This window comes from Burkholderia sp. LFS061 (assembly GCF_047978125.1).
In the GTDB taxonomy this organism is placed as follows: domain Bacteria; phylum Pseudomonadota; class Gammaproteobacteria; order Burkholderiales; family Burkholderiaceae; genus Burkholderia; species Burkholderia pyrrocinia_C.
In genome coordinates this window covers 89,138-113,450 of sequence record NZ_JBFPFS010000011.1, presented here as the reverse complement: position 1 = coordinate 113,450, position 24,313 = coordinate 89,138, and the positions used below count along the sequence as shown (strand labels likewise).

Genomic DNA, 24,313 nt, shown 5'->3' with positions numbered 1-24,313 from the left:
TTTGATCAACGGGCGCCGCAACGCGCGGCCCGGGCGATGATTCTTTACTTACAGCGGCGGCTCGACGGGGCGGCGGGCGGGCGCCGGAGCCGGCGCCAGGGGCGCCACGACGCCCATCGAGACGATGTACTTCAGCGCGGCATCGACCGACATGTCGAGTTCGATGACTTCGCTCTTCGGCAGCATCAGGAAGAAACCCGACGTCGGGTTCGGCGTCGTCGGGATGTACACGCTCACGTATTCTTCCGTCAGATGATTGAGCACGTCGCCGCCGGGCGTGCCGGTCAGAAACGCGATCGTATACGAGCCGCGGCGCGGGTATTCGATCAGCAGCGCCTTGCGGAACGCGTTGCCGCTGCTCGACAGCAGCGTGTCCGATACCTGCTTGACGCTCGTGTAGATCGGCCCGACGACCGGGATGTGGCGCACGACCGCATTCCACCAGGTGACGAGCTTCTGGCCGATGAAATTCCGCGTGGCCAGCCCGACGACGAAGATGAACGCGAGCGTCAGCACCGCGCCGATCCCCGGCAGGTGGAAGCCGAGCAGCCGCTCGGGCTGCCACGATTCGGGCAGCAGGAGCAGCGTCTGGTCCATCGTGCCGATGATGAGACCGAGCACCCACAGCGTGATCGCGAGCGGGACGAGAACCAGCAGGCCGGTCAGAAACACCGATTTCAGGGTCGTCTTTTTCATCATCTGCCGTCAATGAACCGCGCCGGCGGCGCGGGGTGGTCGCGGCCCGGCCGGGCCGCGACGGTCAACTGCTGGCGGCGGCGGGCGCTGCGGCCGGGGCCGGCGCGGCACTCGTCGTCGTGCTTTCGGAACTGCTCGATGCAGCCGGCGCATCCGCTGCGGGCGTGGCCGCCGCAGCGGATGCCGGCGCCACGTCGCCCGACGCCGTCGCCGGTGCGCTGGCGCCGCCGGAGCCGCCGCGGAAATCGGTGACATACCAACCCGAACCCTTCAGCTGGAAGCCCGCGGCAGTGACCTGCTTGCGAAACGCATCCTTCCCGCATTCCGGGCACTGCGACAGCGGCGCGTCGCTCATCTTCTGGAGCACGTCCTTCGCGAAACCACACGCTTCGCATCGATAGGCGTAGATCGGCATGATATTTTTCCCGCGGAAACTGGAAACGGCTTGCAAAACCTTGAATTATAGCCGAAACCTCGGCGCGCTCCGGCAACGGCCGTGACGCCCGGGCATCAGCGGCGGCGCCACGTGAGCCAGCGCTCGTGCCCTTCGAACACCGGCAGCGAATCGGTCACGGGCAAATCCTCGATCAGTTCGAAGTGCGGCGCGAGCAGCGCGTCGAGTTCGGCACGCTCGATCCCGAACGGCGGCCCTTTCGGTTTCGCCGTCAGGAAGAAATAGCCGGCCAGCAATCCGCCTGCCGGCAGCAGCCCGGCCATGCGTGCCGCATAGTCGGCGCGCAGGCTCGGCGGCAGCGCGCACAGGAACGCGCGCTCGTACACCCACTGCACGTCGAACGGCGGCCGGTACGTGAAGAAATCGGCCTGCTCGACGACGTCCGCATGCGCGCCGAGCCGCGCCTTCGCGGCAGCCACCGCCTGCGCGGCGAAATCGATCGCACGCACGGGCCAGCCGGCCTGCGCGAGCCACCCGGCCTCCTGCGCACTGCCGCAGCCGGGAATCAGCACCGCGCACGGCTCGAGCCGGTGCGCGAACACGCGAAAGCCGTCCGGAACGCCGCCGAATTCCCACGGCGTCACGCCGCGCTCGAAACGCTCGTCCCAGAACGACGCGTTGCCCGGGTCGCGCGTCGCGAAATCGGCGGCCGCCGGTGCGGCCGGTTGCTTCGGATCGGACATCGCCCTGCTCCTTTCGGTCATGCGCCGTACGCGAGCGCGAGCAGCACGCGCGCGACGAGCGCCCCGACGCCGACGGCGAGGCCGAAGATCAGCAGCGCCTGCAGCAGCCGGTTGGTACGCTTCTGCTCGACGAGGACCTGGCGCATCAGGTCCTCGCTCGCGGCGCGCGGCGCGTCATGGCGCGCCGCCATCGCGTGATGGATCAGGCGCGGCAGTTGCGGCAGCGTCTTGCTCCACTGCGGCGCCTCGACCTTGAAGCGCTCGTACCAGCCGCGCAGGCCGATCTGCTCGGTCATCCAGCGCTCGAGGTAAGGCTTCGCGGTCTTCCACAGGTCGAGTTCGGGGTCGAGCGAGCGGCCGAGCCCTTCGACGTTCAGCATGGTCTTCTGCAGCAGCACGAGCTGCGGCTGGATCTCGACGTTGAAGCGGCGCGACGTCGAGAACAGGCGCATCAGCACCTGGCCGAGCGAGATGTCCTTCAGCGCACGGTCGAAATACGGCTCGCACACCGCGCGAATCGCGCTTTCGAGTTCCTCGACGCGCGTCTCGGGCGGCACCCAGCCCGATTCGAGGTGGAGCGTCGCGACGCGGTGATAGTCGCGCTTGAAGAACGCGAGGAAGTTCTGCGCGAGGTAATTCTTGTCGAAATCGGACAGCGCGCCGACGATCCCGAAATCGAGCGCGATGTAGCGGCCGAACGTGTTCGGGTCGAGGCTCACCTGGATGTTGCCGGGGTGCATGTCCGCATGGAAGAAGCCGTCGCGGAACACCTGCGTGAAGAAGATCTCGACGCCTTCGCGCGCGAGCTTCTTGATGTCGACGCCGGCCGATCGCAGCGTCTCGACCTGGCTGATCGGCACGCCGGTCATGCGCTCCATCACGAGCACCTGCGACGTCGAGAAATCCCAGAACATCTCGGGCACGAGTAGCAGGTCGAGGCCCGCGAAATTGCGGCGCAACTGGCTGCCGTTCGCGGCCTCGCGCATCAGGTCGAGCTCGTCGTGCAGGTACTTGTCGAATTCGGCGACGACCTCGCGCGGCTTCAGGCGCCGGCCATCGGCCCACATGCGCTCGGTCCAGATGGCGATGTCGCGCATCAGCGCGAGATCCGAATCGATCACGGACAGCATGTTCGGACGCAGCACCTTCACGGCGACGGCCTTGCCTGCGTGCAAGCCCTGCTTGAGTTTCGCGAAATGCACCTGCGCGATCGACGCGCTCGCGATCGGCTCGCGCTCGAATTCGTCGAACAGCTCGTCGACCGGCGCACCGAGCGACTTCTCGATGATCGCGATCGCGACCGCCGAATCGAACGGCGGCACCTGGTCCTGCAGCTTCGCGAGTTCGTTCGCGAAATCGACCGACAGCAGGTCGCGGCGCGTCGACAGCACCTGGCCGAACTTCACGAAGATCGGGCCGAGGCTTTCGAGCGCGTGACGCAGCCGCACGGCGGGCGGATCGGAGTAGCGGCGGCCGATCGTCGTGATCCGCAGCAGCAGCTTCACGCGCCGGTCGTCGATCCGGGACAGCATCACTTCGTCGAGGCCAAAGCGGATGACGGTGTAGACAATCTTGATGAAACGGAAAATGCGCATGCCCTGCGGCCCTCAGTGCGCGCCGCGCGGGCCTGAACCCGTGCGCGCGCCGATTTTTTGTTCGAGTCGCTCGACCCGCTTTTCGACCCGCGCGAGCGCATCGCGTGCGCGCGCCAGTTCGGCGTCGAAGCCGCCGAGCGCCGTGCGCCGGACGACTTGCGGATTCTCGTCGAGCCAGTACTCGGCGACGGAATCGAGCACGTTGCGGCCGGTACGTCGCGCGCGCGCGCCGGCATCGCGCACGACCGTCGCGATCCGGTGTGCCGCCGCGTCGCCGACCAGCTTCGCGAGATCTTCTTCCGGTTCCCAGCGCAGATGCTCGGCCAGCTTCGCGATCTGCGTCGCGAACTCCGCATCGCCGTCGATCTTCACGTGCTTCATCACCGCCGCCTGGCCGCCCTGCAGGAACGCGGCGACCGTGTCGCCCGCGAGTGCGATCGACACGTCGACCTGTTGCGCATCGTGCGCGTCGACAGCCGACAGGTAGCCGTCGGGCTGCACCAGCAGCGTGAGCGTGACGGGGGGCACGTCGATCCGGGCAGTCTTGCCCGCATACGGAATCAGGCGGTCGCGCGCCCACGATTCGCGCGCGAGCAGGTGATTGACAGCAGCAGCAAAAGGCTTGGCGGCAAAGGTCATCGGGCTGGGAAAGAAAAAACCCGCGCAGGCCGGGCGCCCACGCGGGTTTCTATTGTAACGTCGGATCGTCGGCAGACCGTGCCCGACCGTACACCCGGGCGGCAAGCGGTCGCAGTGCGGCGGCGCTCGCCCGGGCATCCGGCGGCGCGGGCCGCCGGTCACGCTCAGTGCGTGTTGAGCTGCTGGATGCCCGCGAGCAGCCAGCCCTGACTGCCCGACTTCGACAGGTTCCACACTTCGTCGAACGGCGCGGCCGACGCATTCGCCGATTCGCGGATCAGGCCGTGGAAGCGCACGCTCGCCGACTGCTCAATGCCGCGATCCTCGATCGCGACCAGTTCCGCGTCGAGCTGCACGACGTCGGTCTGGTTCGACTCGTTGCCGCGCGAATCGAGGTCGATCTTGATCTCGGCGAACATTTCGGGCGTCGTGAACTCGCGGATGTCGGCCAGGTTGCCCTGGTCCCACGCAGCCTGCAGGCGCACGAAATAGACCTTCGCGCTGCGCAGGAACGCTTCGGTGTCGAAGCCGGCCGGCACCTGGAGCGGTGCGGCCGAGGCCATCGCACCCGCTGCCGCGCCGGCAGCCGCGGCACCGCCGCCGAACACGCCTTGCGCTTCGTTCGCGTAGCTGCTGCCGCTGCCCGCCTGGTTGCTGCCGGTATTGCCCTGCTGGAACGACGGGCTTTGCGAGTAGCCGCCCGACGACGATGCCGAACCGCCGACCGAATACGCCGGCTCCTGCGAGCGACGGCGGTTCATGAACTTGCGCACCAGCCAGATGCCGATCATCGCGAGCAGCGCGATCACGATGATGTTCGACATCATGCCGGCAAACGCTTCGCCGAGACCGAAGTGCGACAGCAGCGCCGCGATGCCGAGACCGGCCGCGAGGCCGGCGATCGGCCCGAGCCAGCGCGAGCGGTTAGGCTGCGCGGCCGGCGCGGGTGCGGCCGGGTTGGCACGCTGCGCCTGCGACGGCGCGGCCTGCTGCATCGGCTGCTGCGCGGGCGGCGTGGCCTGGCGCTGCGTGACGGTGGAATTCTGGCGGCCGATGCTGCGCCCGCCCCCCATGCGCCTGGCTTCGGCGTCGAGCGACGCGAACGTGCCGGCCGTGAGCAGGCCGACCATCAGCAGCGTGCCGACCCGTCGAGCCCACGGCTTCGACGGCTTGCTACGGTTGAACAACGAACGCGATTCGGACATCACTTTCTCCAGATGTAAGGCGAATGTATGGAAAGAACCCCTTAGTACTTGGTTCCCATGTGTAAAGCTACCACGCCACCTGACAAATTGTAATATTTGACGGCATCGAGGCCCGCTTGTTCCATCATCGTCTTCAGCGTGTCCTGATCGGGGTGCATCCGGATAGATTCAGCAAGATACCGATAACTTTCAGCATCTTTCGCGAACTTGTCGCCAAGCCACGGTAATACTTTGAAAGAATACAGATCGTACGCTTTTTTCAGCGGATCCCAGACTTTCGAGAATTCCAGCACCATCACGCGGCCGCCGGGCTTTGTCACGCGGCGCATTTCCGCCAGCGCGGCGTCCTTGTGCGTCATGTTGCGCAGCCCGAACGCGACCGTGACGACGTCGAAGTAGTTGTCCGGAAAGGGAGTTTTCTCCGCGTCGCACAGCAGCGACGGCGTCACGATGCCCTTGTCGAGCAGCCGGTCGCGGCCGACGCGCAGCATCGATTCGTTGATGTCCGTGTGCCAGACCTCGCCCGTCGGCCCGGCCGCCTTCGCGAACGACTTGGTCAGGTCGCCGGTGCCGGCCGCGATATCGAGCACCTTGAAGCCGGGGCGCACGTTCGCCTGCGCGATCGTGAACGCCTTCCACGCGCGGTGCATGCCCGCCGACATCAGGTCGTTCATCAGATCGTAGTTGCTCGCGACCGAATGGAACACACCCGCCACTTTCTTCGCTTTTTCGTTTTCCTCGACGCTTTCGAAGCCGAAGTGGGTTTTGCTCATCGCGTTGATCCTCAGTAAATGGCAAGACGGCGCCGAGCGGGCGCCGTCGATTTCAGTGGCAGTGGCCGTGCGGCGCCGCGGCCGCCTGCATCGGGGCGTCGCGATCGGCGCCCGCCGCCTTCAGTTTGTCGAAATAGTCCCGCCACAGCGCGTCCTGCTGCGTCGCCAGTTCGTACAGCAGGTCCCACGAGTAGATGCCGGTCGAATGGCCGTCGGAGAACGTCGGCTGCAGCGCATAGTTGCCGACGCCTTCGAGCGCGGTGATCGTCACCTCGCGCTTGCCCGTCTGCAGCGTCTCCTGGCCGGGCCCGTGGCCGCGCACCTCGGCCGACGGCGAATAGACGCGCATCAGCTCGAACGGAATCCGGTAGCTGTCGCCGTTCGGGTACTGCAATTCGAGCACGCGCGATACCGCGTGCACGACGACGCCGGACGGAATCGGCGTCGTGGAAGTCAAACCGCTCATGGCTGCCTCGAATCGGTCGTTCGTTGAATTTCCTCGCGCACCGCATTGTGCAGCAGCGAGGCCTGCGCGGCGCGCGTGCGCAGCAGCGCCTCGGACACGCCGCGCTGGCGCGGCGCCCACACGGGCTGCGGGAAATGGGCGTCGTTCGAGAAGCGCGGGATCACGTGCCAGTGCACGTGCGGCACCATGTTGCCGAGGCTCGCGAGATTCACCTTGTTCGGCTGCATCACGCGGCGCACGGCCCGCTCGACCGCGTAGACCACGCGCATCAGATGTGCCCGCTCGGGCTCGCCGAGATCGGAAAACTCGGCCACGTGCGCACCCCAGATCACCCGGCAGAAGCCCGGGTAGTCGTGCTCGCCCGTCGCCAGCACGACGCGCAGCGCATCGTCCCGCCAGAGCAGCTCGCCGCCGTCTTCACGGCAAAACACGCATTCCATCGTCGCTCCCATGTGGGCGGGCGCCCGCGCATCGGCGCCGGCGCCCGCTCTCATCCCAAGCCCGGTCGGGCGGTCGTCATGCCCGCATTAGACCAGCACGCGCTCGATCCCGCCATGGTTCGCACGTGCGACATAATCGGCCATCCAGTTTTCACCGAGCACCTGGCGCGCGATCTCGACCACGATGTAGTCGGCCTCGATGTTCGCATCCTCGTTGTAGCGCGACAGGCCCTGCAGGCACGACGGGCAGCTCGTCAGGATCTTCACGTCCGGGCCGTTCGCGGCCGCTGCGGTCGTCGCCGGGGCATCGCCGGCGACGACCGGGATGCTGCGCAGCTTCGCCGCGCCCTTGCGGATTTCCTCTTCCTTGCGGAAGCGGACCTGCGTCGACACGTCCGGGCGCGTGACCGCGAGCGTGCCCGATTCGCCGCAGCAACGGTCGTTCTTCTCGATCTTGTAGCCGTCCTTCTCCGTGCCCATCAGCTCGTTGACGAGCTTGACCGGGTCCATCGTCTTGATCGGCGTATGGCACGGGTCGTGATACATGTAGCGCGTGCCCGTCACGCCGTCGAGCTTCATCCCCTTCTCGAGCAGGAACTCGTGGATATCGATGATCCGGCAGCCGGGGAAGATCTTGTCGAATTCGTAGCCTGCGAGCTGGTCGTAACACGTGCCGCACGACACGACCACCGTCTTGATGTCGAGGTAGTTCAGCGTGTTCGCCACGCGGTGGAACAGCACGCGGTTGTCCGTGACGATCTTCTCGGCCTTGTCGTACTGGCCCGAGCCGCGCTGCGGATAACCGCAGCACAGGTAGCCCGGCGGCAGCACCGTCTGCACGCCCGCTTCCCACAGCATCGCCTGCGTCGCCAGGCCGACCTGCGAGAACAGCCGCTCGGAACCGCAGCCCGGGAAGTAGAACACCGCCTCCGAATCGACGGTCGTCGACTTCGGGTTGCGGATGATCGGCACGATCTTGTTGTCCTCGATGTCGAGCAGCGCGCGCGCCGTCTTCTTCGGCAGGTTGCCCGGCATCTTCTTATTGACGAAGTGGATCACCTGCTGGACGACGGGCGGCTTGCCGACGGTCGCCGGCGGGTGCTGCGTCTGCTTCTTCACGACGTTCTTCAGCATGTCGTTCGCGAAGCGCTGCACCTTGTAGCCGACGCCCATCATTACGCTGCGCGCGGCGTTGATCGTCTGCGGATTGGTCGCGTTCAGGAAGAACATGCCCGCCGCATTGCCGGCGTTGAATTTCTTCTTGCCCATCTTGCGCAACAGGTTGCGCATGTTCATCGTGACGTCGCCGAAGTCGATCTTCACCGGGCACGGCGTCGCGCACTTGTGGCACACCGTGCAGTGGTCGGCCACGTCGTTGAACTCGTCCCAGTGCTTGATCGACACGCCGCGGCGCGTCTGTTCCTCGTACAGGAACGCCTCGACCAGCAGCGACGTCGCGAGGATCTTGTTGCGCGGGCTGTACAGCAGGTTCGCGCGCGGCACGTGCGTCGCGCATACCGGCTTGCACTTGCCGCAGCGCAGGCAGTCCTTCACCGAATCGGCGATCGCGCCGATGTCGGACTGCTGCATGATCAGCGACTCGTAGCCCATCAGCCCGAAGCTCGGCGTATACGCATTGCGCAGATCGGCGCCGTCGAGCAGCTTGCCCTTGTTGAAGCGACCGTTCGGGTCGACGCGCTGCTTGTACGCGCGGAATTCGGCGATCTCGTCGTCGGTCAGGAACTCGAGCTTCGTGATGCCGATCCCGTGCTCGCCGGAGATCACGCCGTCGAGCGAGCGCGCGAGCTTCATGATGCGCGCAACCGACGCATGCGCGTCCTGCAGCATCTCGTAGTTGTCGGAGTTGACCGGGATGTTCGTGTGGACGTTGCCGTCGCCCGCGTGCATGTGCAGCGCGACGAACACGCGGCCGCGCAGCACATGCTTGTGGATCGCCTGCGCTTCGTCGAGGATCTGCTTGAACGCGCCGCCATTGAAGATCGCGCGCAGCTCGGCGCGGATCTCCTGCTTCCACGAGATGCGGACCGTGCGGTCCTGCGTGATGTGGAACACGGTCGCGCCCGGCTGCTCGTCCGCGCGATCCGCGAACTTCTCGGCCAGCGCCTCGTAGCCGAGCTGCACGAGATAGTGCTGCGCCTCGCGCAGCGGCTGGTCGAGCCGGTCGCGCACGAATTCCCAGCGCGCGCGCACACGCTTGAGCAGCTCCAGCGCCTGCTGGACGCGGTCTTCGAGCAGCTCGGCGCTCGGGATCTCGTTCGCGTCGTCGGTCTTGCCGAGCGGCAGGTTGCCGCCGCGGAAGAACGCTTCGAGCGCGTCGACGAGTTGCAGCTTGTTCTTCAGCGACAGCTCGATGTTGATCCGCTCGATGCCGTCGGTGTACTCGCCCATCCGGTTCAGCGGGATGACGACGTCCTCGTTGATCTTGAATGCGTTCGTGTGCTTCGCGATCGCGGCCGTGCGGCTGCGGTCGAGCCAGAAGCGCTTGCGCGCCTCCGCGCTGACCGCGACGAAGCCCTCGCCGCTCTTGCCGTTCGCCATCCGGATCACTTCGGACGTCGCATGCGCCACTGCATCCGCATCGTCGCCGACGATGTCGCCGATCAGCACCATCTTCGGGAACGAATTGCGCTTGCTCTTGGTCGCGTAGCCGACCGCGCGCAGGTAGCGCTCGTCGAGGTGCTCGAGGCCCGCGAGGATCGCGCCGCCCTGCTTCGACGTTTCGAACAGGTAGTCCTTGATCTCGACGATGCTCGGGATCGCCTCGCGCGCCTGGCCGAAGAATTCGAGGCAGACGGTGCGCGTGTGCGCGGGCATCTTGTGCAGCACCCAACGCGCGGACGTGATGAGCCCGTCGCAGCCTTCCTTCTGCACGCCCGGCAGGCCGGCGAGGAACTTGTCGGTCACGTCCTTGCCGAGCCCTTCCTTGCGAAAGCGCCGGCCTTCGATCTCGAGCATCTCGGTGCGCAGCAGCTTCTCGCCCGGCGCGTACGCGCCGTCGAACCACTTCAGTTCGAAACGCGCGACCGCGATGTCGTGGATCTTGCCCTGGTTGTGCTCGTGGCGCGTGACTTCGAGCCAGTTGCCGTCCGGGTCGACCATCCGCCACCAGGCCAGGTTGTCGAGCGCGGTGCCCCACAGCACGGCCTTCTTGCCGCCCGCGTTCATCGCGACGTTGCCGCCGATGCACGACGCGTCGAGCGAAGTCGGATCGACCGCGAACACGTAGCCGGCCGCCTCGGCCGCCTCGGTCACGCGGCGCGTGACGACGCCCGCGCCGGAGAAGATCGTCGGCACCTTGTGCGCGACGCCCGGCAGCTCGGTCAGCTCGACCGCGCCGAGCTGTTCCAGCTTCTCGGTGTTGATCACCGCGGAGAACGGCGTGAGCGGCACCGCGCCGCCCGTGTAGCCGGTGCCGCCGCCGCGCGGGATTACCGTCAGGCCGAGCTCGAAGCAGGCCTTGATCAGGCCCGCGATCTCGGCTTCGGTATCGGGCGTCAGCACGACGAACGGGTATTCGACGCGCCAGTCGGTCGCGTCGGTGACGTGCGACACGCGCGACAGCCCGTCGAAGCGGATGTTGTCCTTCTGCGTGCAGCGGCCGAGCGCCTTGGTCGCGCGGCGGCGCAGGTCGGCCATTTTCTCGAATTCGTCGGCGAACTCGTTGACCGCCCGCTGCGCGGCGGCTTCGAGCATCTCGACGCGAACCGCGCGCTCGCGGCCCGCGTCGTCGCGGTGCGCGGTGAGATCCGCGCTGCGGCGCTTGCCGATCTCGGTCAGGCGGTGGTTCAGCGCCTCGATCAGCAGCGCGCGGCGCTTCGGGTTGTCGAGCAGGTCGTCCTGCAGATACGGATTGCGGCGCACGACCCAGATATCGCCGAGCACTTCATACAGCATCCGTGCCGAGCGACCCGTACGGCGTTCGGCGCGCAGTTCGTCGAGCACCGACCACGCCTCTTCGCCGAGCAGGCGGATCACGATCTCGCGATCCGAGAAGGACGTGTAGTTGTAGGGGATCTCGCGCAACCGGGGCGCGGGGTCGGCGGCGACGGCGGCGGCCGCGCCATTCGGATCGAAAACTTGTGGTGCGTTCATGTTCGGACGACTCGGAGGGCCGATACCCCGTGCACGGGCGTCGGCAAGCGCGTGGGCGCAATCTTGGGGAAATCTGTTCTGTTACCAGGCGCGCGGCTGTCCTTCATGGGGCCGGAGCGGGCGTTGATTCGCCCCTCCTGGCCGGCGACAGGGCCTGGCGGCACTCGGAACCATCAGCACGATCGCGCGCGGCGCGCGTGCCGTTCCGCCGCGGGGCTGGCTGCGCGCGGCGTCGGCTTCAACGGGGCGATCCGAGGGTGCCTCTGCATCTTCCGATCCTTGATTCAAAACGGAATTCTAACCCATGATCGGGCCATGCGTGACACGCCGGACAGGTCGTGGGGCTATCCCCGCAAGCCGCGCCAGGCCTGGTTCGGCGCGGATTCGTGCGATCATTCGCCGCCCGTCCGGTCGGTAACCGCGCGGTTAAACCGGTAAAAACGGGACGCCCGGCGTCGCGAATGCGCCGCCCGCGCCGCCCCGCGACCGCTCGCCCGGCATGCCGCTTGCATGCGGGCGGACCCTTGGCGCTATCATTGATCCTTTACCGTCTGCTTCCGCACTGCACGCGAGCGCCCATGGCATCCCACGATTACCTGAAGAAAATCCTCACCGCGCGCGTCTACGACGTCGCGATCGAGACGGAACTCGAACCCGCCCGCAACCTGTCGGCCCGACTGCGCAATGCCGTCTACCTGAAGCGCGAGGACAACCAACCGGTGTTCTCGTTCAAGCTGCGCGGCGCGTACAACAAGATGGCGCACATTCCGGCCGACGCGCTTGCGCGCGGCGTGATTACCGCGTCGGCGGGCAATCACGCGCAGGGCGTCGCGTTCTCGGCGGCCCGGATGGGCGTCAAGGCGGTGATCGTCGTACCCGTCACGACGCCGCAGGTGAAAGTGGACGCGGTGCGCGCGCACGGCGGCCCGGGCGTCGAGGTGATCCAGGCCGGCGAGTCGTACAGCGATGCCTACGCGCATGCGGTCAAGGTGCAGGAAGAGCGCGGCCTCACGTTCGTCCACCCGTTCGACGATCCTTACGTGATCGCCGGCCAGGGCACCATCGCGATGGAGATCCTGCGCCAGCACCAGGGCCCGATCCACGCGATCTTCGTGCCGATCGGCGGCGGCGGCCTCGCGTCCGGCGTCGCCGCATACGTGAAGGCCGTGCGCCCGGAGATCAAGGTGATCGGCGTGCAGGCCGAGGATTCGTGCGCGATGGCGCAGTCGCTGAAGGCCGGTGAACGCGTCGAGCTGACCGAGGTCGGCCTGTTCGCGGACGGCACTGCGGTGAAGCTCGTCGGCGAGGAAACCTTCCGGCTGTGCCGCGAATACCTGGACGGCGTCGTGACCGTCGACACCGACGCACTGTGCGCGGCGATCAAGGACGTGTTCCAGGATACCCGCAGCGTGCTCGAGCCGTCCGGCGCGCTCGCGGTCGCGGGCGCGAAGCTGTACGCGGAACGCGAGGGGATCGAGAACCAGGCGCTCGTCGCGGTCACGTCCGGCGCGAACATGAATTTCGACCGGATGCGCTTCGTCGCCGAGCGCGCGGAGGTCGGCGAGGCGCGCGAAGCCGTGTTCGCGGTCACGATCCCCGAGGAGCGCGGCAGCTTCAAGCGCTTCTGCTCGCTCGTCGGCGACCGCAACGTCACCGAGTTCAACTACCGGATCGCCGATGCGCAGTCCGCGCACATCTTCGTCGGCGTGCAGATCCGCCGGCGCGGCGAATCGGCGGAGATCGCCGCGAACTTCGAGTCGCACGGCTTCAAGACCGTCGACCTGACGCACGACGAGCTGTCGAAGGAACATATCCGCTACATGGTCGGCGGCCGCTCGCCGCTCGCGCTCGACGAGCGCCTGTTCCGCTTCGAATTCCCGGAGCGGCCGGGCGCGCTGATGAAGTTCCTGTCGTCGATGGCGCCGGACTGGAACATCAGCCTGTTCCACTACCGCAACCAGGGCGCGGACCACAGCTCGATCCTCGTCGGGCTGCAGGTGCCGCAGGCCGATCGCGCCGAGTTCGAGGGCTTCCTCGCGGCACTCGGCTATCCGTATGTCGAAGAGAGCGCCAACCCGGCTTACCGCCTCTTCCTGTCGTAAAGGCGTCACGCAATGAATCCCGAACATTCCCCGCTCGGCAAGGCCACCGTCTACGCAGCCCGGTACGACGCGTCGCTGCTGTTCCCGATCCCGCGCGCGGGCGCGCGCGAGCAGCTCGGCATCGCGTCGGCGCTGCCGTTCTTCGGCACCGACATCTGGAACGCGTACGAGCTGTCGTGGCTCAACGCGCGCGGCAAGCCGCAGGTCGCGGTCGCGACGTTCTTCGTGCCGGCCGAATCGCCGAACATCGTCGAATCGAAGTCGTTCAAGCTGTATCTCGGTTCGTTCGCACAATCTATGTTCGACTCGGTCGACGCGGTGCGCGACGTGCTCAAGCGCGACGTGTCGGCCGCGTGCGGCGCGAGCGTGTCGGTGCAGCTCGTGTCGCCGCACGATTTCGGCAAGCTCGAGATGGAAGAGCTCGACGGGCTGTCGCTCGACCGGCTCGACCTCGACACCGACGTGTACGAACCCGATCCGTCGCTGCTGTCGGCCGCCGAAAACGAAGCGCCGGTCGAGGAGACGCTCGTGTCGGACCTGCTGCGCTCGAACTGCCCGGTCACCGGTCAGCCCGACTGGGGCAGCGTGCAGATTCACTACGTCGGGCCGCAGATCGATCATGCCGGCCTGCTGCGCTACATCATCTCGTTCCGCAATCACACAGGCTTTCACGAGCAGTGCGTCGAGCGGATCTTCCTCGACATCCTGCATGCGTGCAAACCGGTGAAGCTCGCGGTGTACGCGCGTTACACGCGCCGCGGCGGGCTCGACATCAACCCGTTCCGCACGAACTACAACCAGCCGATGCCGGACAACGCGCGGACGGCGCGGCAGTGAGCGAGCGCCCCCTCTCGACGAGGGGCCACGGCATCCCGGACGGCGAACTGCCCGGAGTCATCCTTGCAGCGGCCGCTCCGGGAGGATTTCCACCAGGCGCAGCAGGTAACCGTCGGGGTCCTGCACCAGCATCTCGATCTGGCCGTGCTCGATATCGTCCTGCCGATACCAGGAAGTGCACGGTTCGACGAACATCGCCACGCCTGCGGCGCGGATCCGGGCGTAGATGGGTTCGAGCGAATCGACCTCGATCTGCAGATTGATCCCACGGCCGAACGGCGGTTCCAGCGGGCCCGTCAGCCAGCTCTCCGGACGGTGCTGTTCAAGCATGAGCTGGGCCGAGCCGATCTCGATGTATGCGAATCCGTCTTCCGGACGCTCGAAGCGGATCCGGAATCCCAGCACGTCACGATAGAAGCGAATGCTTCCGGCAAGGTCCGTGCAGACCAGCTCCGGCACCAGCGCAGCCCATTCCATGCATTTCCTCTCCTCACAATCGTGCGGCACACGATAAAACGGGCCCGGCGCACATGAATGCGCCGAGCCCGTTGCGTATCGGCTCGCCGTCGCCGCGTTACTTCGCCTGCGCCTTGTACGCGATGCAGTCGACCTCGACCTTGCAGTCGATGACCATGCTCGACTGCACGCACGCGCGTGCCGGCGGATGCTCGCCGAAGTACGACACGAACACCTTGTTGAACGACGCGAAATCGCGTGCGTCGTCGAGCCACACGCCGCAGCGCACGACGTGCTCGAGCCCATAACCGGCTTCCTTCAGGATCGCGATCACGTTCTCGATCGTCTGCTTCGACTGCGTGACGATCCCGCCTTCGACGACCTCGCCGTTCACCATCGGCGTCTGGCCCGACACATACAGCCAGCCGTCAGCCTCGACCGCACGTGCGAACGGCATCACCTGGCCGCCGGTACCCTTCGCTTCGCCTACGCCATATCGCTTCATCGTTTCACTCCTTGTTTTGTCGACCCGGGCAGGCGCTTCAGCACCGCCCCGGATCCCATGCAACGCTCGGTTGCGGATGCGCGCGCCGGCAGCGGCGCGCGCGAAGATCGGAACAACCGCCGCGCTCAGAACGCGGCGTCGGCGCCCACCGGCACGCGCTCGCCGCGCGCGACGAAGCCGCCGGCGCGCTCGCCGGTCGGCTGGCCGTTCTCGTAGGTCAGCACGCCGTTCACCCACACGGCATCGATCCCGTGCGCGGGCTGCTGCGGCTTCTCGAACGTCGCGGCGTCGATCACGCGCACCGGATCGAACAGCACGAGATCCGCGTGATAGCCCACATGCACCTCTCCGCGCCGCGCGATCCCGTAGCGGCGCGCGGACAGCGACGTCATCTTGCGGATCGCCTCCTCGAGCGGCAGCAGGTTCGTGTCGCGCACGTAATGGCCGAGCACGCGCGGAAACGCGCCCCACAGCCGCGGGTGCGGCAGCGGATCGTTCGGCAGGCCGTCCGAGCCGACCATCGTCGCGGGGTGCGACAGGATCCGCCGCACGTCGTCCTCGGACATGTTGTGGTACACGGCGCCCGCCGGGCGGATGCGCTGCGCGGCTTCCTGCTCGGTCACGTCCCAGTCGGCCGCGATCGCCTTCAGCAGCTTGCCCGCGACTTCCGGGTGCGGCTCCGACCACGTGATCGTGATGTCGATGTCGCCCGTCACCTGCTTCAGGTCGAGCGTCGACGAGCTGCGGCTGTACGGATAGCAGTCGCAGCCGACCGGCTGGTAGCGGCGCGCGCCCTCGAGCGACGCGAGCACTTCGGTGCTGCGCCCCCAGTTCGACGGGCCCGCGCATTTCAGGTGCGAGATCACGACCGGCACCTGTGCATGGCGGCCGACGCGATACGCCTCGTCCATCGCGTCGAGGATCGCGTCGAACTCGGTGCGCATGTGCGTCGTGTACAGCGCACCCGCATTCGCGAGCGGCTCGGCGAGCGCCATCACTTCCTCGGTCGGCGCCGCGAACGCGGAACCGTACGCGAGGCCCGACGACAAGCCGAGCGCGCCGTTCGCGAGCGCCTCCTCGAGCTGCGTGCGCATCGCGGCGATCTCGCCGCCGGTCGCCGCGCGGTCGAGGCGGTCCATCTGGTTGTTGCGCAGCGCCGTGTGGCCGACGAGCGCCGCGACGTTCACGGCCGGACGCGCGTCGTTCACGGCCGCGACGTAGTCGGCGAAGGTCGGGTACTGGAACGCGCCGCGCTCGCCGAGCAGGTTCATCGGATCGGGCGGATCGCCCGCGAGCGTCACCGGCGACGCGCTGATCCCGCAGTTGCCGACGATCACCGTCGTCACGCCCTGCGAGATCTTCGGCAGCATCTGCGGCGCGCGGATCACGTGCGTGTCGTCGTGCGTGTGCACGTCGACGAAGCCCGGCGCGAGCGCGCGGCCGTTCGCCTCGACGACGGTCTCGGCGAGCCAGTTCGACAGGTTGCCGATCGCCGCGATCACGCCGTTGCGGATCGCGACGTCGCGCGTGACGGGCGGTGCGCCGGTGCCGTCGTACAACTGCGCGCCGACGATCAGCGTATCGGCGGCTTCGGGATGCGAATGCATGGTCAGTCTCCTACCGGTTGACGGTCTCCGCCGCCGCGATGCGCATCGAGCGCATGCTTGATGCGGCGCAGCGATTCTCGGCCCGCATCGCCGAGCCGCAGCGCGACTCCGGTGACGAGCACGTCGATCGCCATCATCATCGCGTAGCGCGATGTCGACGGCTTGTAAATGAAATCGGTTTCGAACGCGACGACCGGGATCAGGTGGTCGGCGAGCTTCGCGAGCGGCGAAGCCGGCGCGGTGATCGCGATCAGCTTCGCGCCGTAGCGTTTCGCGAGCCGGCAGCTCTCGAGCAGCTCGGGCACGCGCCCGCTCACCGACAACGCGACGACAACTGCGTCGCGCGACAGCGTCGCGGACACCATCCGCTGCAGCAGGCTGTCCTGGTAACTCGCGACCGGCCGGCCAAAGCGCACGAGCCGGAAGCGCAGCTCGTCGGCGAGCATGGTCGAGCCGCCGCCCTGCCCGTACACATAGATCATCTTCGCGCCGGCAAGCAGGTCGGCCGCCGCGTCGAACGACGTGTTGCGCAGCAGTTGGTGGTTGTGCGCGAGCGCCACGCGAATCTCGTCGTAGACGACCGACGCGGGGCTCGCGTCGGCGGCCGGGGCATCGTCGGACGGCACCAGAAAACGCTGGCCGACGGCCGCCGCCTGCGCGACGAGCACCTTCAGTTCGCGCACGTCGCGGCAGCCGACGGCCTTCGCGAAACGCGTGACCGTCGCGGCGCTGACCTCCGCGTCGCGCGCGAGCGCGCCGATGCTCGCATGCGCGGCGCGCGCGAGATCGGCGAGGATGAACGCGGCGACCTTGCGCTCGGCTTCGCGCAGCTCGGGCGCGCATTCGGCGATCCTCGCGACGATGTCGAGGACCGGCGGGGCGGCCGAAGCCGGATGGGGCTCGGCCGCGAGCGGAGCGGACGGGGTGGCGGGCGTATTCATCTGCGGGAAAGGTTGCGAAGCTTGATGTTACTAAATAACATCACCGCGCCGATGCTACTTTCTGTACCATCGGCATGTCAACTTCAGTGCAATGCATAGTGATGATGGAGCGGGATGACATGAAAGTTACAAACTATCAGGAAGCGACGATCGATCCTTTCGGCAAGGGCCTCGGCAACCTGCCGAGCGCCAGCGTGCCGCTCGGCGACGCGGGCCGCCTCGAGTGGAACCTGCTCGCGGAAGACGTCAGCCTGCCGGCTGCCGTGCTTTACGAGGACCGCATCGAACACAACCTGAACTGGATGCAGGCCTTCGTCCAGCGGTATGGCGTCAAGTTCGCGCCGCACGGCAAGACGACGATGGCACCGCAACTGTTCCGCCGCCAGCTCGATGCGGGCGCGTGGGGCATCACGCTCGCGACCGCGCACCAGACGCAGGCCGCGTATCACGGCGGCGTGCGGCGCGTGCTGCTCGCGAACCAGCTCGTCGGCCGCCAGAACATGACGATCATCGCCGGGCTGCTGTCCGATCCCGACTTCGAATTCTTCTGTCTCGTCGATTCCGCCGAGGGCGTCGACCAGCTCGGCCGCTTCTTCGGCGACGCGAAAAAAACGCTGAACGTGCTGCTCGAGCTCGGCGTGCCGGGCGGCCGCGCGGGCGTGCGCGACGCCGCGCAGCGCGAAGCCGTGCTCGCCGCGCTCGCGCGCTATCCGGACACGCTGAAGCTGGCCGGCATCGAACTCTACGAAGGCGTGCTGAAGGAGGAAGGCGAGATCCGCGCGTTCCTGCAGGACGCGGTCGCGCTCACGCGCCAGCTGGCCGACGCGGGCCGCTTCGCGCGCACGCCGGCAATCCTGTCCGGCGCCGGTTCGGCGTGGTACGACGTGGTCGCGGAAGAATTCGCGAAGGCGTCCGACGCAGGCTTCGCGGAAGTCGTGCTGCGTCCGGGCTGCTACCTGACGCACGATGTCGGCATCTACAAGAAGGCGCAGACCGACGTGTTCGCGCGCAACCCGATCGCACGCACGATGGGCGAAGGGCTGCTGCCCGCGCTGCAGCTGTGGGCGTACGTGCAGTCGGTGCCGGAGCAGAATCGCGCGATCGTCGCGCTCGGCAAGCGCGACGCGGCGTTCGACGCGGGCCTGCCCGAGCCGGCGCGCCACTTCCGCCCGGGCCGCGACACCGCGCCGCGCGACGTCGCCGCCACCGAAGGCTGGGCCGTCACCGGGATGATGGACCAGCACGCGTACCTGCAGATCCCGCCGGGCGCCGACGTGAAGGTCGGCGACATGGTCGCGTTCGACATCTCGCACCCGTGCCTGACGTTCGACAAGTGGCGTCAGGTGCTCGTGCTCGATCCGCAGTTCCGCATGACGGAAGTGGTCGAAACGTTCTTCTGACGCACGTTGCGCGCGCCGCCCCGCCGCTCGCGCGGGGCGGCCGTCACGCGCGCTTCAATCTGCCGGAGTACACTGCGCTTTCGTCCTCGGGGCTCCTCGCGGCCGTTGCGTCGGTCTGCCGCACGCGGCGCGAACGGGCCCTCAACGCTGCTTCACTGGAGAAAGCCATGGCCGCGAAGAAGATCCTGTTCCTGACCGGCGATTTCGCCGAAGACTACGAAACGATGGTGCCGTTCCAGGCGCTGCAGGCCGTCGGCCATCACGTCGACGCAGTCTGCCCGGGCAAGCGCGCGGGCGACAAGATCAAGACCGCGATCCACGATTTCGAGGGCGACCAGACCTATACCGAAAAGCCCGGCCACCAGTTCACGCTGAACGCGGCGTTCGACGACGTCGACGCATCGCGCTACGACGCGCTCGCAATCGCGGGCGGCCGTGCACCCGAATATCTGCGACTCGACCCGAAGGTGATTTCGCTCGTGCGCGAGTTCGCTGCGGCCGGCAAGCCGATCGCCGCGATCTGCCATGCCGCGCAACTGCTCGCGGCCGCCGACGTGATCCGCGGCAAGCGCATCTCGGCCTACCCGGCCTGCGCGCCCGAGGTGAAGCTCGCGGGCGGCGAATACGCGGACATCCCGGTCGACGCGGCCGTGACCGACGCGCCGTTCGTCACCGCACCCGCGTGGCCCGCGCATCCGGCATGGCTCGCGCAGTTCCTCGCGCTGCTGGGCACGCGCATCGAGCTGTGAACCTGAAGTGAATTGAGATGAGATGAGATGAAGCGCCGGCCGGCGGCGGGATTCCATGCCCGCCTGCCGGTCGCGATCGTTCGCGGGCGCGGCGTGCGCGCGTGCCCGCGCCGCGCTTCAGCGCGCGACCGGCGTCGAACCGACGTCCGCGATCCGCGATTCCAGCATCGCCAGCGCACCCGACAGCGCATTCAGCACGTCGTCCGGCAACTGCGCCACCGTCTGTTCGAGAAACGCCTTGCGGCGCGGCAGGCATGCATCGAACGCGGCGCGGCCGTCGTCCGTCAGCGTCACGTTGGTCACGCGGTTGTCGCGTGCGTCGGATTCGCGCTCGATCCAGCCGAGCGCGTCGAGCGACTTCAACTGGCGCGTGAGCGCGCCCGGATCGATGCGCAGCACTTCGACGAGCTTCTTCTGCGACGAATGTCCACCCATCGTGTGCAACGCGACCATGACGCGCCAGCGCGGCATCGGCTGCCCGACGTGCGCTTCGAACGCGGTCATGAACGCGCGATACGTGCGTCCGAATTGCTGCAAGATCGCGACGCGGTCCTGTTCTTCCATGCGCTGATTTCGTTTCCGGTGAATCGTTGAATCGTTAATCGGCCGCGACGTGCGGCTCGATCTTGCGCCGCAGCGCGATCGGCGGCACGCGGCGGCACTGCCACACCGACACCACGGCGACGACGGCCGCCATCGCGACGCCCAGGTGAATCGCGCCGACGAGCGCTTCGCGGGCCGCTTCCAGCAGCAGCGCGCCATTATGCCCGGCGCGCGTCAGCTCCGCGACGAGACCGCCCTGCGCCGCCCGGTCGATCAGGATCTGCGGATCGGCGAGCTGCGCATGCCACTGCATCGCATGGTCGGCCGCGAGTGCATTGCGCACGCCGCCAGAATACATCTGGTTGACGAGCGTGCCCGTCAGCGCGGTGCCGATCATCCCGCCGACCATCCGCAGCGACTGCAGCAGCGCCGTCGCGATGCCGAGATGCTCGCGGCCGGCCGCCTGCTGCGCGAATACCGTGAGGTTCGGCAGCACGAAGCCGAGCCCGATGCCGCCCGCGACCATCAGCGCCATCAGCATCCAGGTCGGCGTCGTGTGCGTCGACACGACGATGCCCGCGCATGCGATCGCGAACAGCACGAAGCCGACGTGCAGCATCGCGTTCGGATTGCGGATGCGCGTGACGACGCGGCCGTTCATGATGCTGCCGATCGTGATGAACACGACGAGCGGCGTGATCACGAGCCCGGCCTCCTTCGGCGACATCCCGAAGCCGCCCTGGAACAGCAGCGGCGCGTAGAACAGCAGCGAGAACATCGAGAAGCCGGCGAGGATCGCGAGCACGAACAGCGCCGACAGCGCGCGGTTGCCGAACATGTCGAACGGCAGAATCGGCTGCGCGCAGCGCTTCTCCCAGTGCCACAGGCCGACGCCCGCCGCGACCGCGACGACGAGCAGCAGCGACGCCCAGCTCGCGACGCCGTACTTCGGCAGCCATTCGACGAACAGCTGCAGCGCGCCGAGCGACAGCGCGATCAGCAGCGCGCCCGGCCAGTCGAGCCGCATCTTGCGATCGTGCTCGACGTGGCGCAGGTGCGGCAGGTAGCGCCACACGAACAGCAGCGACAGCAGGCCGACCGGCAGGTTCACGTAGAACACCGAGCGCCAGCCGAACGACTGGGTCAGCACGCCGCCGAGCGACGGGCCGACCGCGTTCGCGATCCCGAAGGCCGAGCTCATCAGCACCTGCCAGCGCAGCCGCACGACCGAATCCGGGAACAGGTCGGGAATGCACGCGAACGCGGTGCCGACCAGCATCCCGCCGCCGATCCCCTGCAGCCCGCGCGCGAGCACGAGGGTCAGCATGTCGTTGGCCATCCCGCACAGCACCGACGCACCGGTGAACACGACAATCGACACGATCACGAACGGCTTGCGGCCGTAGTAGTCGCCGAGGCGGCCGAAGATCGGCACCGTGATCACGGAACTGAGCAGGTACGAGGTCGCGACCCACGCGTACAGGTCGAAGCCCCTCAACTCGGCGACGATGGTCGGCAGCGCGGTGCCGACGACGGTCTGGTCGAGCGCGACGAGCATGGTGACGAACGAGATCCCGATCATCGCCAGCAGCGATTCGCGGAACGGCAGGACTTGCCCGCTCGAATGGTGGGCGGCAGTATGGACGGCCATTTTTTGTTGATGCAACTTTTGACGAGTCAAACAATCTCAAAATTCTAGCATGTCGGAGTAATCTAGGCCGGCGGCGGTCAAACCGCCCCCCGGCCACCAAGGAGAAAGATGGAACCGATTTCAATCACCCCAGCGACGACGCTGTCGCCGGAGGACCGGGACGCGCTGCGGCGCGCGAAGCAGGTGCTGGAAAGCCCGTCGCTGACGATGAAGCTGACGGGCGTGCTCGGCGCGCCGGTCGAGAAGATGATCGCGCGGCTGCCTGATTTCGCGACCGGCAAGATCAACGATGCGACGCAGCTCGCGCTGCGCAAGTGCCTGAACATCGCGCTGCGCACGCTCGGCAAGCCGCAGGCGCCGGACGCCGAGCCCGAGAAACCCAGCAACCTGCTGCACAAGCTCGCGGTCGCGACAACCGGCGCGGCGGGCGGCGCGTTCGGCTTTCTCGCGCTGCCGGTCGAACTGCCGGTGACGACCACGCTGATCTTCCGCTCGGTGTGCGACATCGCGCGCAGCGAGGGCGAGGATCTCGCGTCGGTGGAGTCGCAGTTGCAATGCCTGGCCGTGCTCGGCATGGGCGGCAACCCGGACAAGCAGGAAGAGGACGCCGATCTCGGCTATTTCGTGCTGCGCGGCGCGCTCGCGCAGGCGATCTCGAAGGCGTCGTCGGACATCACGACGAAAGGCATCGCCGCGCACAGCTCGGCGGCGGTGTTCAAGCTGGTACAGACGGTGGCATCGCGGTTCTCGGTGCAGGTGACCGAGCAGATGGCCGCGAAGTCGATCCCGGCGATCGGCGCCGTGCTCGGCGCGACCGTCAACACGCTGTTCATCGACCACTTCCAGCAGATGGCGCACGGCCACTTCACCGTGCGCCGCCTCGAGCGCAAGTACGGCCCGGCGGCCATCCAGGCCGCGTATCAGGCGATCGACGCCTCGCCGACGCGCTGAACCGCGCGTTCGACCGCGACGCGGCGCAGGAACGCGGCCGCGCGGTCGAGCGCATCGCGCGCTTCCGGCACCATCGGCGCGTAAAGCTGCCACACGTGCGGCATGTCCGGCCACACCTCGATCTCGACCGGCACGCCGGCCGCCTTCGCCTTCTCCGCGACACGGCGCGAATCGTCCAGCAGCACCTCGGTGCTGCCGACCTGGATATACAGCGGCGGCAGGCCCGCGAAATCCGCATAGAGCGGCGATGCGTACGGATGCGTCGCCGGCGCGTCGCCGAGGTACAGCTTCGCGGCCTTCGGCAGCGCGGCGCCGGCGAACATCGGATCGGCGCCGTCGTTGGTGCGCATCGTAGCGCCCGTGCCGGCCAGGTCGGTCCACGGCGAGAACAGGATCGCGCCGGCCGGCAACGGCTCGCCGCGATCGCGCAACGCGACGAGAGTCGCGAGCGCGAGGCCGCCGCCGGCCGAATCGCCGCCGAGCACGATCGACTCGGGCGGCGTGCCGAGCGCCAGCAGTTGACGGTACGCGGCCAGCGCATCGTCGAGCGCGGCCGGGAAGCGGTTTTCGGGTGCAAGCCGGTAGTCGAGCGAGAACGAGCGCACGCCCGCGCGCTTCGTCAGGCCGAACACGAGCGGCCGGTGAGTCTTCGTCGAACAGAAGTAATAGCCGCCGCCGTGAAGGTACAGCAGCGTGCGGCCGGGCGCGCGACCCGCGCCCGTGTCGGTGCGTTCGAGCCATTCGCCGCGCAGCGGCGCGTCGCCCGCGCCATGGCATTCGCGCAGCCGGTAGCCCGACGGCGCACGGCGCGGCACGACCATCCGCAGGTCGGTAAAGCGCCGTGCGCGGGCGGGATCGAGCACCTCGCGCGTGGTCTCGGGACGGAACTGCCAGCGCAGCAGCCAGCAGGCGAACTTGCTTTGCCAACTCATCGGACGCACTCCGTAATCACAGTGTGACGATGGTACGTGCGATCGTTCCGGCGCCGCTCGAACGGAGCCTCTATATCAAACGCCGGCGCTCAGTTCGCCGGCATCAGCTGGCCGCGGATCTCCCCGGACGGGTGCTCCTTCGTATGGACGTTGAAATACCACTTGCCGCCCATCAGGTCGGTGACCTGCGCGTCGGTCAGCACCTTCGAGCCCTTGATCGGGCTCGCGAGCTCGTCCTTCGGAATCGGCACCTGCACGCCGGCGTTCTGGCCGACCGGCGCGGGCCCATGGAAGTGCGCGGCCGTCGCCGGGCCGGTGAGGTGTTCGTAAGTCACCATCCATTGCAGCGTGCGGCTGGCCGTGTCGTAGGTGGCGTCGACGGCGCCCGAGCCCTTGGTCGCCGTCGGCGGCACTTCGCTCGACGGCTGAAGACTGGCGGACAGGCGTACCGTTTCGGCAGCGGCGCTGCCGGCGGCCAACACGCCCGCGAGTAACGCGACCTGGAACAAACGCAGCTTGAGCATGGACTCTCCTTGCACGACGTTGTACGCCGCCCGAACGGGAGCGTTACACAT

The 24,313-nt window shown here is 67.5% G+C and carries 23 protein-coding genes; 5 read left to right on the top strand and 18 right to left on the bottom strand.

Annotation, left to right across the window (positions count from 1 at the left end; all coding sequences use genetic code 11):
* Nucleotides 1-48: 48 nt before the first annotated feature.
* The 10 genes from ACNQQL_RS13250 to ACNQQL_RS13205 all read right to left on the bottom strand — a co-directional run bounded on the left by ACNQQL_RS13250 (nt 49) and on the right by ACNQQL_RS13205 (nt 11,064).
* The gene (locus ACNQQL_RS13250) at nt 49-699 is read right to left on the bottom strand and encodes a DUF502 domain-containing protein (protein WP_162631599.1); all 651 of its coding nucleotides are present in this window, start codon (nt 697-699) and stop codon (nt 49-51) included.
* A 61-nt stretch (nt 700-760) separates the two neighbouring features.
* Nucleotides 761-1,111 carry an FmdB family zinc ribbon protein gene (locus tag ACNQQL_RS13245; protein WP_347064352.1) on the bottom strand — a complete coding sequence of 117 codons (351 nt, stop codon included), beginning with the start codon at nt 1,109-1,111 and terminating at the stop codon, nt 761-763.
* A 95-nt stretch (nt 1,112-1,206) separates the two neighbouring features.
* Nucleotides 1,207-1,833, bottom strand: coding sequence for an SAM-dependent methyltransferase (locus ACNQQL_RS13240; RefSeq protein ID WP_347064351.1), 627 nt, complete (start codon nt 1,831-1,833; stop codon nt 1,207-1,209).
* A gap of 17 nt (nt 1,834-1,850) precedes the next feature.
* Nucleotides 1,851-3,428 carry a ubiquinone biosynthesis regulatory protein kinase UbiB gene (gene ubiB / locus ACNQQL_RS13235; protein WP_072443505.1) on the bottom strand — a complete coding sequence of 526 codons (1,578 nt, stop codon included), beginning with the start codon at nt 3,426-3,428 and terminating at the stop codon, nt 1,851-1,853.
* A 12-nt stretch (nt 3,429-3,440) separates the two neighbouring features.
* Nucleotides 3,441-4,067: a ubiquinone biosynthesis accessory factor UbiJ gene (locus tag ACNQQL_RS13230; RefSeq protein WP_072443507.1), complete on the bottom strand. Its 627-nt coding sequence runs from the start codon at nt 4,065-4,067 to the stop codon at nt 3,441-3,443.
* Nucleotides 4,068-4,231: 164 nt separating this feature from the next.
* A complete protein-coding gene (locus tag ACNQQL_RS13225; protein WP_034179007.1) occupies nt 4,232-5,272 on the bottom strand; it encodes a Tim44 domain-containing protein in 1,041 nt (346 codons plus the stop codon).
* Between the two features lie 41 nt (nt 5,273-5,313).
* Nucleotides 5,314-6,045: a bifunctional demethylmenaquinone methyltransferase/2-methoxy-6-polyprenyl-1,4-benzoquinol methylase UbiE gene (ubiE, locus tag ACNQQL_RS13220; protein WP_072443509.1), complete on the bottom strand. Its 732-nt coding sequence runs from the start codon at nt 6,043-6,045 to the stop codon at nt 5,314-5,316.
* Nucleotides 6,046-6,097: 52 nt separating this feature from the next.
* Complete coding sequence (locus ACNQQL_RS13215; protein ID WP_034179009.1) at nt 6,098-6,511, bottom strand: gamma-butyrobetaine hydroxylase-like domain-containing protein; 414 nt, start codon at nt 6,509-6,511, stop codon at nt 6,098-6,100.
* Nucleotides 6,508-6,951, bottom strand: coding sequence for an HIT family protein (locus tag ACNQQL_RS13210; RefSeq protein ID WP_034179010.1), 444 nt, complete (start codon nt 6,949-6,951; stop codon nt 6,508-6,510). The genes ACNQQL_RS13215 and ACNQQL_RS13210 overlap by 4 nt, the downstream gene beginning before the upstream one ends.
* Nucleotides 6,952-7,038: 87 nt before the next feature.
* Nucleotides 7,039-11,064 (bottom strand): DUF3683 domain-containing protein, encoded by a 4,026-nt coding sequence (locus ACNQQL_RS13205; RefSeq protein ID WP_347064350.1) that lies wholly within the window; start codon nt 11,062-11,064, stop codon nt 7,039-7,041.
* A gap of 578 nt (nt 11,065-11,642) precedes the next feature.
* Between ACNQQL_RS13205 and ilvA the strand changes: the two genes are divergently transcribed.
* Both ilvA and queF read left to right on the top strand, forming a co-directional pair.
* On the top strand, nt 11,643-13,166 hold the full coding sequence (ilvA, locus tag ACNQQL_RS13200; RefSeq protein ID WP_347064349.1) for a threonine ammonia-lyase, biosynthetic: 1,524 nt from the start codon (nt 11,643-11,645) through the stop codon (nt 13,164-13,166).
* Between the two features lie 12 nt (nt 13,167-13,178).
* Nucleotides 13,179-14,003 carry an NADPH-dependent 7-cyano-7-deazaguanine reductase QueF gene (gene queF, locus ACNQQL_RS13195; protein ID WP_347064348.1) on the top strand — a complete coding sequence of 275 codons (825 nt, stop codon included), beginning with the start codon at nt 13,179-13,181 and terminating at the stop codon, nt 14,001-14,003.
* 57 nt (nt 14,004-14,060) lie between these two features.
* Here the strand turns inward: queF and ACNQQL_RS13190 are convergent, their stop codons facing one another.
* From ACNQQL_RS13190 to ACNQQL_RS13175, 4 genes are all read right to left on the bottom strand, one after another.
* On the bottom strand, nt 14,061-14,480 hold the full coding sequence (locus ACNQQL_RS13190; protein WP_204424499.1) for a bleomycin resistance protein: 420 nt from the start codon (nt 14,478-14,480) through the stop codon (nt 14,061-14,063).
* Nucleotides 14,481-14,577: 97 nt separating this feature from the next.
* Entirely contained in the window at nt 14,578-14,964 is a 387-nt protein-coding gene (locus tag ACNQQL_RS13185; RefSeq protein ID WP_204424502.1) for a RidA family protein, read from the bottom strand.
* Between the two features lie 125 nt (nt 14,965-15,089).
* Nucleotides 15,090-16,571 carry a D-aminoacylase gene (locus ACNQQL_RS13180; RefSeq protein ID WP_347064347.1) on the bottom strand — a complete coding sequence of 494 codons (1,482 nt, stop codon included), beginning with the start codon at nt 16,569-16,571 and terminating at the stop codon, nt 15,090-15,092.
* 2 nt (nt 16,572-16,573) lie between these two features.
* Nucleotides 16,574-17,512, bottom strand: coding sequence for a MurR/RpiR family transcriptional regulator (locus ACNQQL_RS13175; RefSeq protein WP_072445132.1), 939 nt, complete (start codon nt 17,510-17,512; stop codon nt 16,574-16,576).
* 119 nt (nt 17,513-17,631) lie between these two features.
* Between ACNQQL_RS13175 and ACNQQL_RS13170 the strand changes: the two genes are divergently transcribed.
* Complete coding sequence (locus ACNQQL_RS13170; protein WP_347064346.1) at nt 17,632-18,912, top strand: amino acid deaminase; 1,281 nt, start codon at nt 17,632-17,634, stop codon at nt 18,910-18,912.
* Nucleotides 18,913-19,079: 167 nt separating this feature from the next.
* The gene (locus ACNQQL_RS13165; RefSeq protein ID WP_034179017.1) at nt 19,080-19,661 is read left to right on the top strand and encodes a DJ-1/PfpI family protein; all 582 of its coding nucleotides are present in this window, start codon (nt 19,080-19,082) and stop codon (nt 19,659-19,661) included.
* 117 nt (nt 19,662-19,778) lie between these two features.
* Here ACNQQL_RS13165 and ACNQQL_RS13160 read toward each other — a convergent pair whose 3' ends face one another.
* Nucleotides 19,779-20,225: a MarR family winged helix-turn-helix transcriptional regulator gene (locus tag ACNQQL_RS13160; RefSeq protein WP_072445134.1), complete on the bottom strand. Its 447-nt coding sequence runs from the start codon at nt 20,223-20,225 to the stop codon at nt 19,779-19,781.
* Between the two features lie 34 nt (nt 20,226-20,259).
* Complete coding sequence (locus tag ACNQQL_RS13155; RefSeq protein WP_072445135.1) at nt 20,260-21,855, bottom strand: MDR family MFS transporter; 1,596 nt, start codon at nt 21,853-21,855, stop codon at nt 20,260-20,262.
* 108 nt (nt 21,856-21,963) lie between these two features.
* Here ACNQQL_RS13155 and ACNQQL_RS13150 point away from each other — a divergent pair, with 108 nt between their 5' ends.
* Nucleotides 21,964-22,806 (top strand): EcsC family protein, encoded by an 843-nt coding sequence (locus ACNQQL_RS13150; protein ID WP_347064345.1) that lies wholly within the window; start codon nt 21,964-21,966, stop codon nt 22,804-22,806.
* Here the strand turns inward: ACNQQL_RS13150 and ACNQQL_RS13145 are convergent.
* Both ACNQQL_RS13145 and ACNQQL_RS13140 read right to left on the bottom strand, forming a co-directional pair.
* On the bottom strand, nt 22,776-23,738 hold the full coding sequence (locus ACNQQL_RS13145; protein WP_347064344.1) for an alpha/beta hydrolase: 963 nt from the start codon (nt 23,736-23,738) through the stop codon (nt 22,776-22,778). The genes ACNQQL_RS13150 and ACNQQL_RS13145 overlap by 31 nt on opposite strands.
* Nucleotides 23,739-23,827: 89 nt before the next feature.
* Nucleotides 23,828-24,262: a CHRD domain-containing protein gene (locus tag ACNQQL_RS13140; RefSeq protein ID WP_072445138.1), complete on the bottom strand. Its 435-nt coding sequence runs from the start codon at nt 24,260-24,262 to the stop codon at nt 23,828-23,830.
* Nucleotides 24,263-24,313: the final 51 nt, after the last annotated feature.

What these genes read in the sequence shown, in the direction of transcription:
- ACNQQL_RS13250 (WP_162631599.1), bottom strand. Translation starts at nt 699, where the DNA reads ATGATGAAAAAGACGACCCTGAAATCGGTGTTTCTGACCGGCCTGCTG.
- ACNQQL_RS13245 (WP_347064352.1), bottom strand. Translation starts at nt 1,111, where the DNA reads ATGCCGATCTACGCCTATCGATGCGAAGCGTGTGGTTTCGCGAAGGAC.
- ACNQQL_RS13240 (WP_347064351.1), bottom strand. Translation starts at nt 1,833, where the DNA reads ATGTCCGATCCGAAGCAACCGGCCGCACCGGCGGCCGCCGATTTCGCG.
- ubiB (WP_072443505.1), bottom strand. Translation starts at nt 3,428, where the DNA reads ATGCGCATTTTCCGTTTCATCAAGATTGTCTACACCGTCATCCGCTTT.
- ACNQQL_RS13230 (WP_072443507.1), bottom strand. Translation starts at nt 4,067, where the DNA reads ATGACCTTTGCCGCCAAGCCTTTTGCTGCTGCTGTCAATCACCTGCTC.
- ACNQQL_RS13225 (WP_034179007.1), bottom strand. Translation starts at nt 5,272, where the DNA reads ATGTCCGAATCGCGTTCGTTGTTCAACCGTAGCAAGCCGTCGAAGCCG.
- ubiE (WP_072443509.1), bottom strand. Translation starts at nt 6,045, where the DNA reads ATGAGCAAAACCCACTTCGGCTTCGAAAGCGTCGAGGAAAACGAAAAA.
- ACNQQL_RS13215 (WP_034179009.1), bottom strand. Translation starts at nt 6,511, where the DNA reads ATGAGCGGTTTGACTTCCACGACGCCGATTCCGTCCGGCGTCGTCGTG.
- ACNQQL_RS13210 (WP_034179010.1), bottom strand. Translation starts at nt 6,951, where the DNA reads ATGGAATGCGTGTTTTGCCGTGAAGACGGCGGCGAGCTGCTCTGGCGG.
- ACNQQL_RS13205 (WP_347064350.1), bottom strand. Translation starts at nt 11,064, where the DNA reads ATGAACGCACCACAAGTTTTCGATCCGAATGGCGCGGCCGCCGCCGTC.
- ilvA (WP_347064349.1), top strand. Translation starts at nt 11,643, where the DNA reads ATGGCATCCCACGATTACCTGAAGAAAATCCTCACCGCGCGCGTCTAC.
- queF (WP_347064348.1), top strand. Translation starts at nt 13,179, where the DNA reads ATGAATCCCGAACATTCCCCGCTCGGCAAGGCCACCGTCTACGCAGCC.
- ACNQQL_RS13190 (WP_204424499.1), bottom strand. Translation starts at nt 14,480, where the DNA reads ATGGAATGGGCTGCGCTGGTGCCGGAGCTGGTCTGCACGGACCTTGCC.
- ACNQQL_RS13185 (WP_204424502.1), bottom strand. Translation starts at nt 14,964, where the DNA reads ATGAAGCGATATGGCGTAGGCGAAGCGAAGGGTACCGGCGGCCAGGTG.
- ACNQQL_RS13180 (WP_347064347.1), bottom strand. Translation starts at nt 16,571, where the DNA reads ATGCATTCGCATCCCGAAGCCGCCGATACGCTGATCGTCGGCGCGCAG.
- ACNQQL_RS13175 (WP_072445132.1), bottom strand. Translation starts at nt 17,512, where the DNA reads ATGAATACGCCCGCCACCCCGTCCGCTCCGCTCGCGGCCGAGCCCCAT.
- ACNQQL_RS13170 (WP_347064346.1), top strand. Translation starts at nt 17,632, where the DNA reads ATGAAAGTTACAAACTATCAGGAAGCGACGATCGATCCTTTCGGCAAG.
- ACNQQL_RS13165 (WP_034179017.1), top strand. Translation starts at nt 19,080, where the DNA reads ATGGCCGCGAAGAAGATCCTGTTCCTGACCGGCGATTTCGCCGAAGAC.
- ACNQQL_RS13160 (WP_072445134.1), bottom strand. Translation starts at nt 20,225, where the DNA reads ATGGAAGAACAGGACCGCGTCGCGATCTTGCAGCAATTCGGACGCACG.
- ACNQQL_RS13155 (WP_072445135.1), bottom strand. Translation starts at nt 21,855, where the DNA reads ATGGCCGTCCATACTGCCGCCCACCATTCGAGCGGGCAAGTCCTGCCG.
- ACNQQL_RS13150 (WP_347064345.1), top strand. Translation starts at nt 21,964, where the DNA reads ATGGAACCGATTTCAATCACCCCAGCGACGACGCTGTCGCCGGAGGAC.
- ACNQQL_RS13145 (WP_347064344.1), bottom strand. Translation starts at nt 23,738, where the DNA reads ATGAGTTGGCAAAGCAAGTTCGCCTGCTGGCTGCTGCGCTGGCAGTTC.
- ACNQQL_RS13140 (WP_072445138.1), bottom strand. Translation starts at nt 24,262, where the DNA reads ATGCTCAAGCTGCGTTTGTTCCAGGTCGCGTTACTCGCGGGCGTGTTG.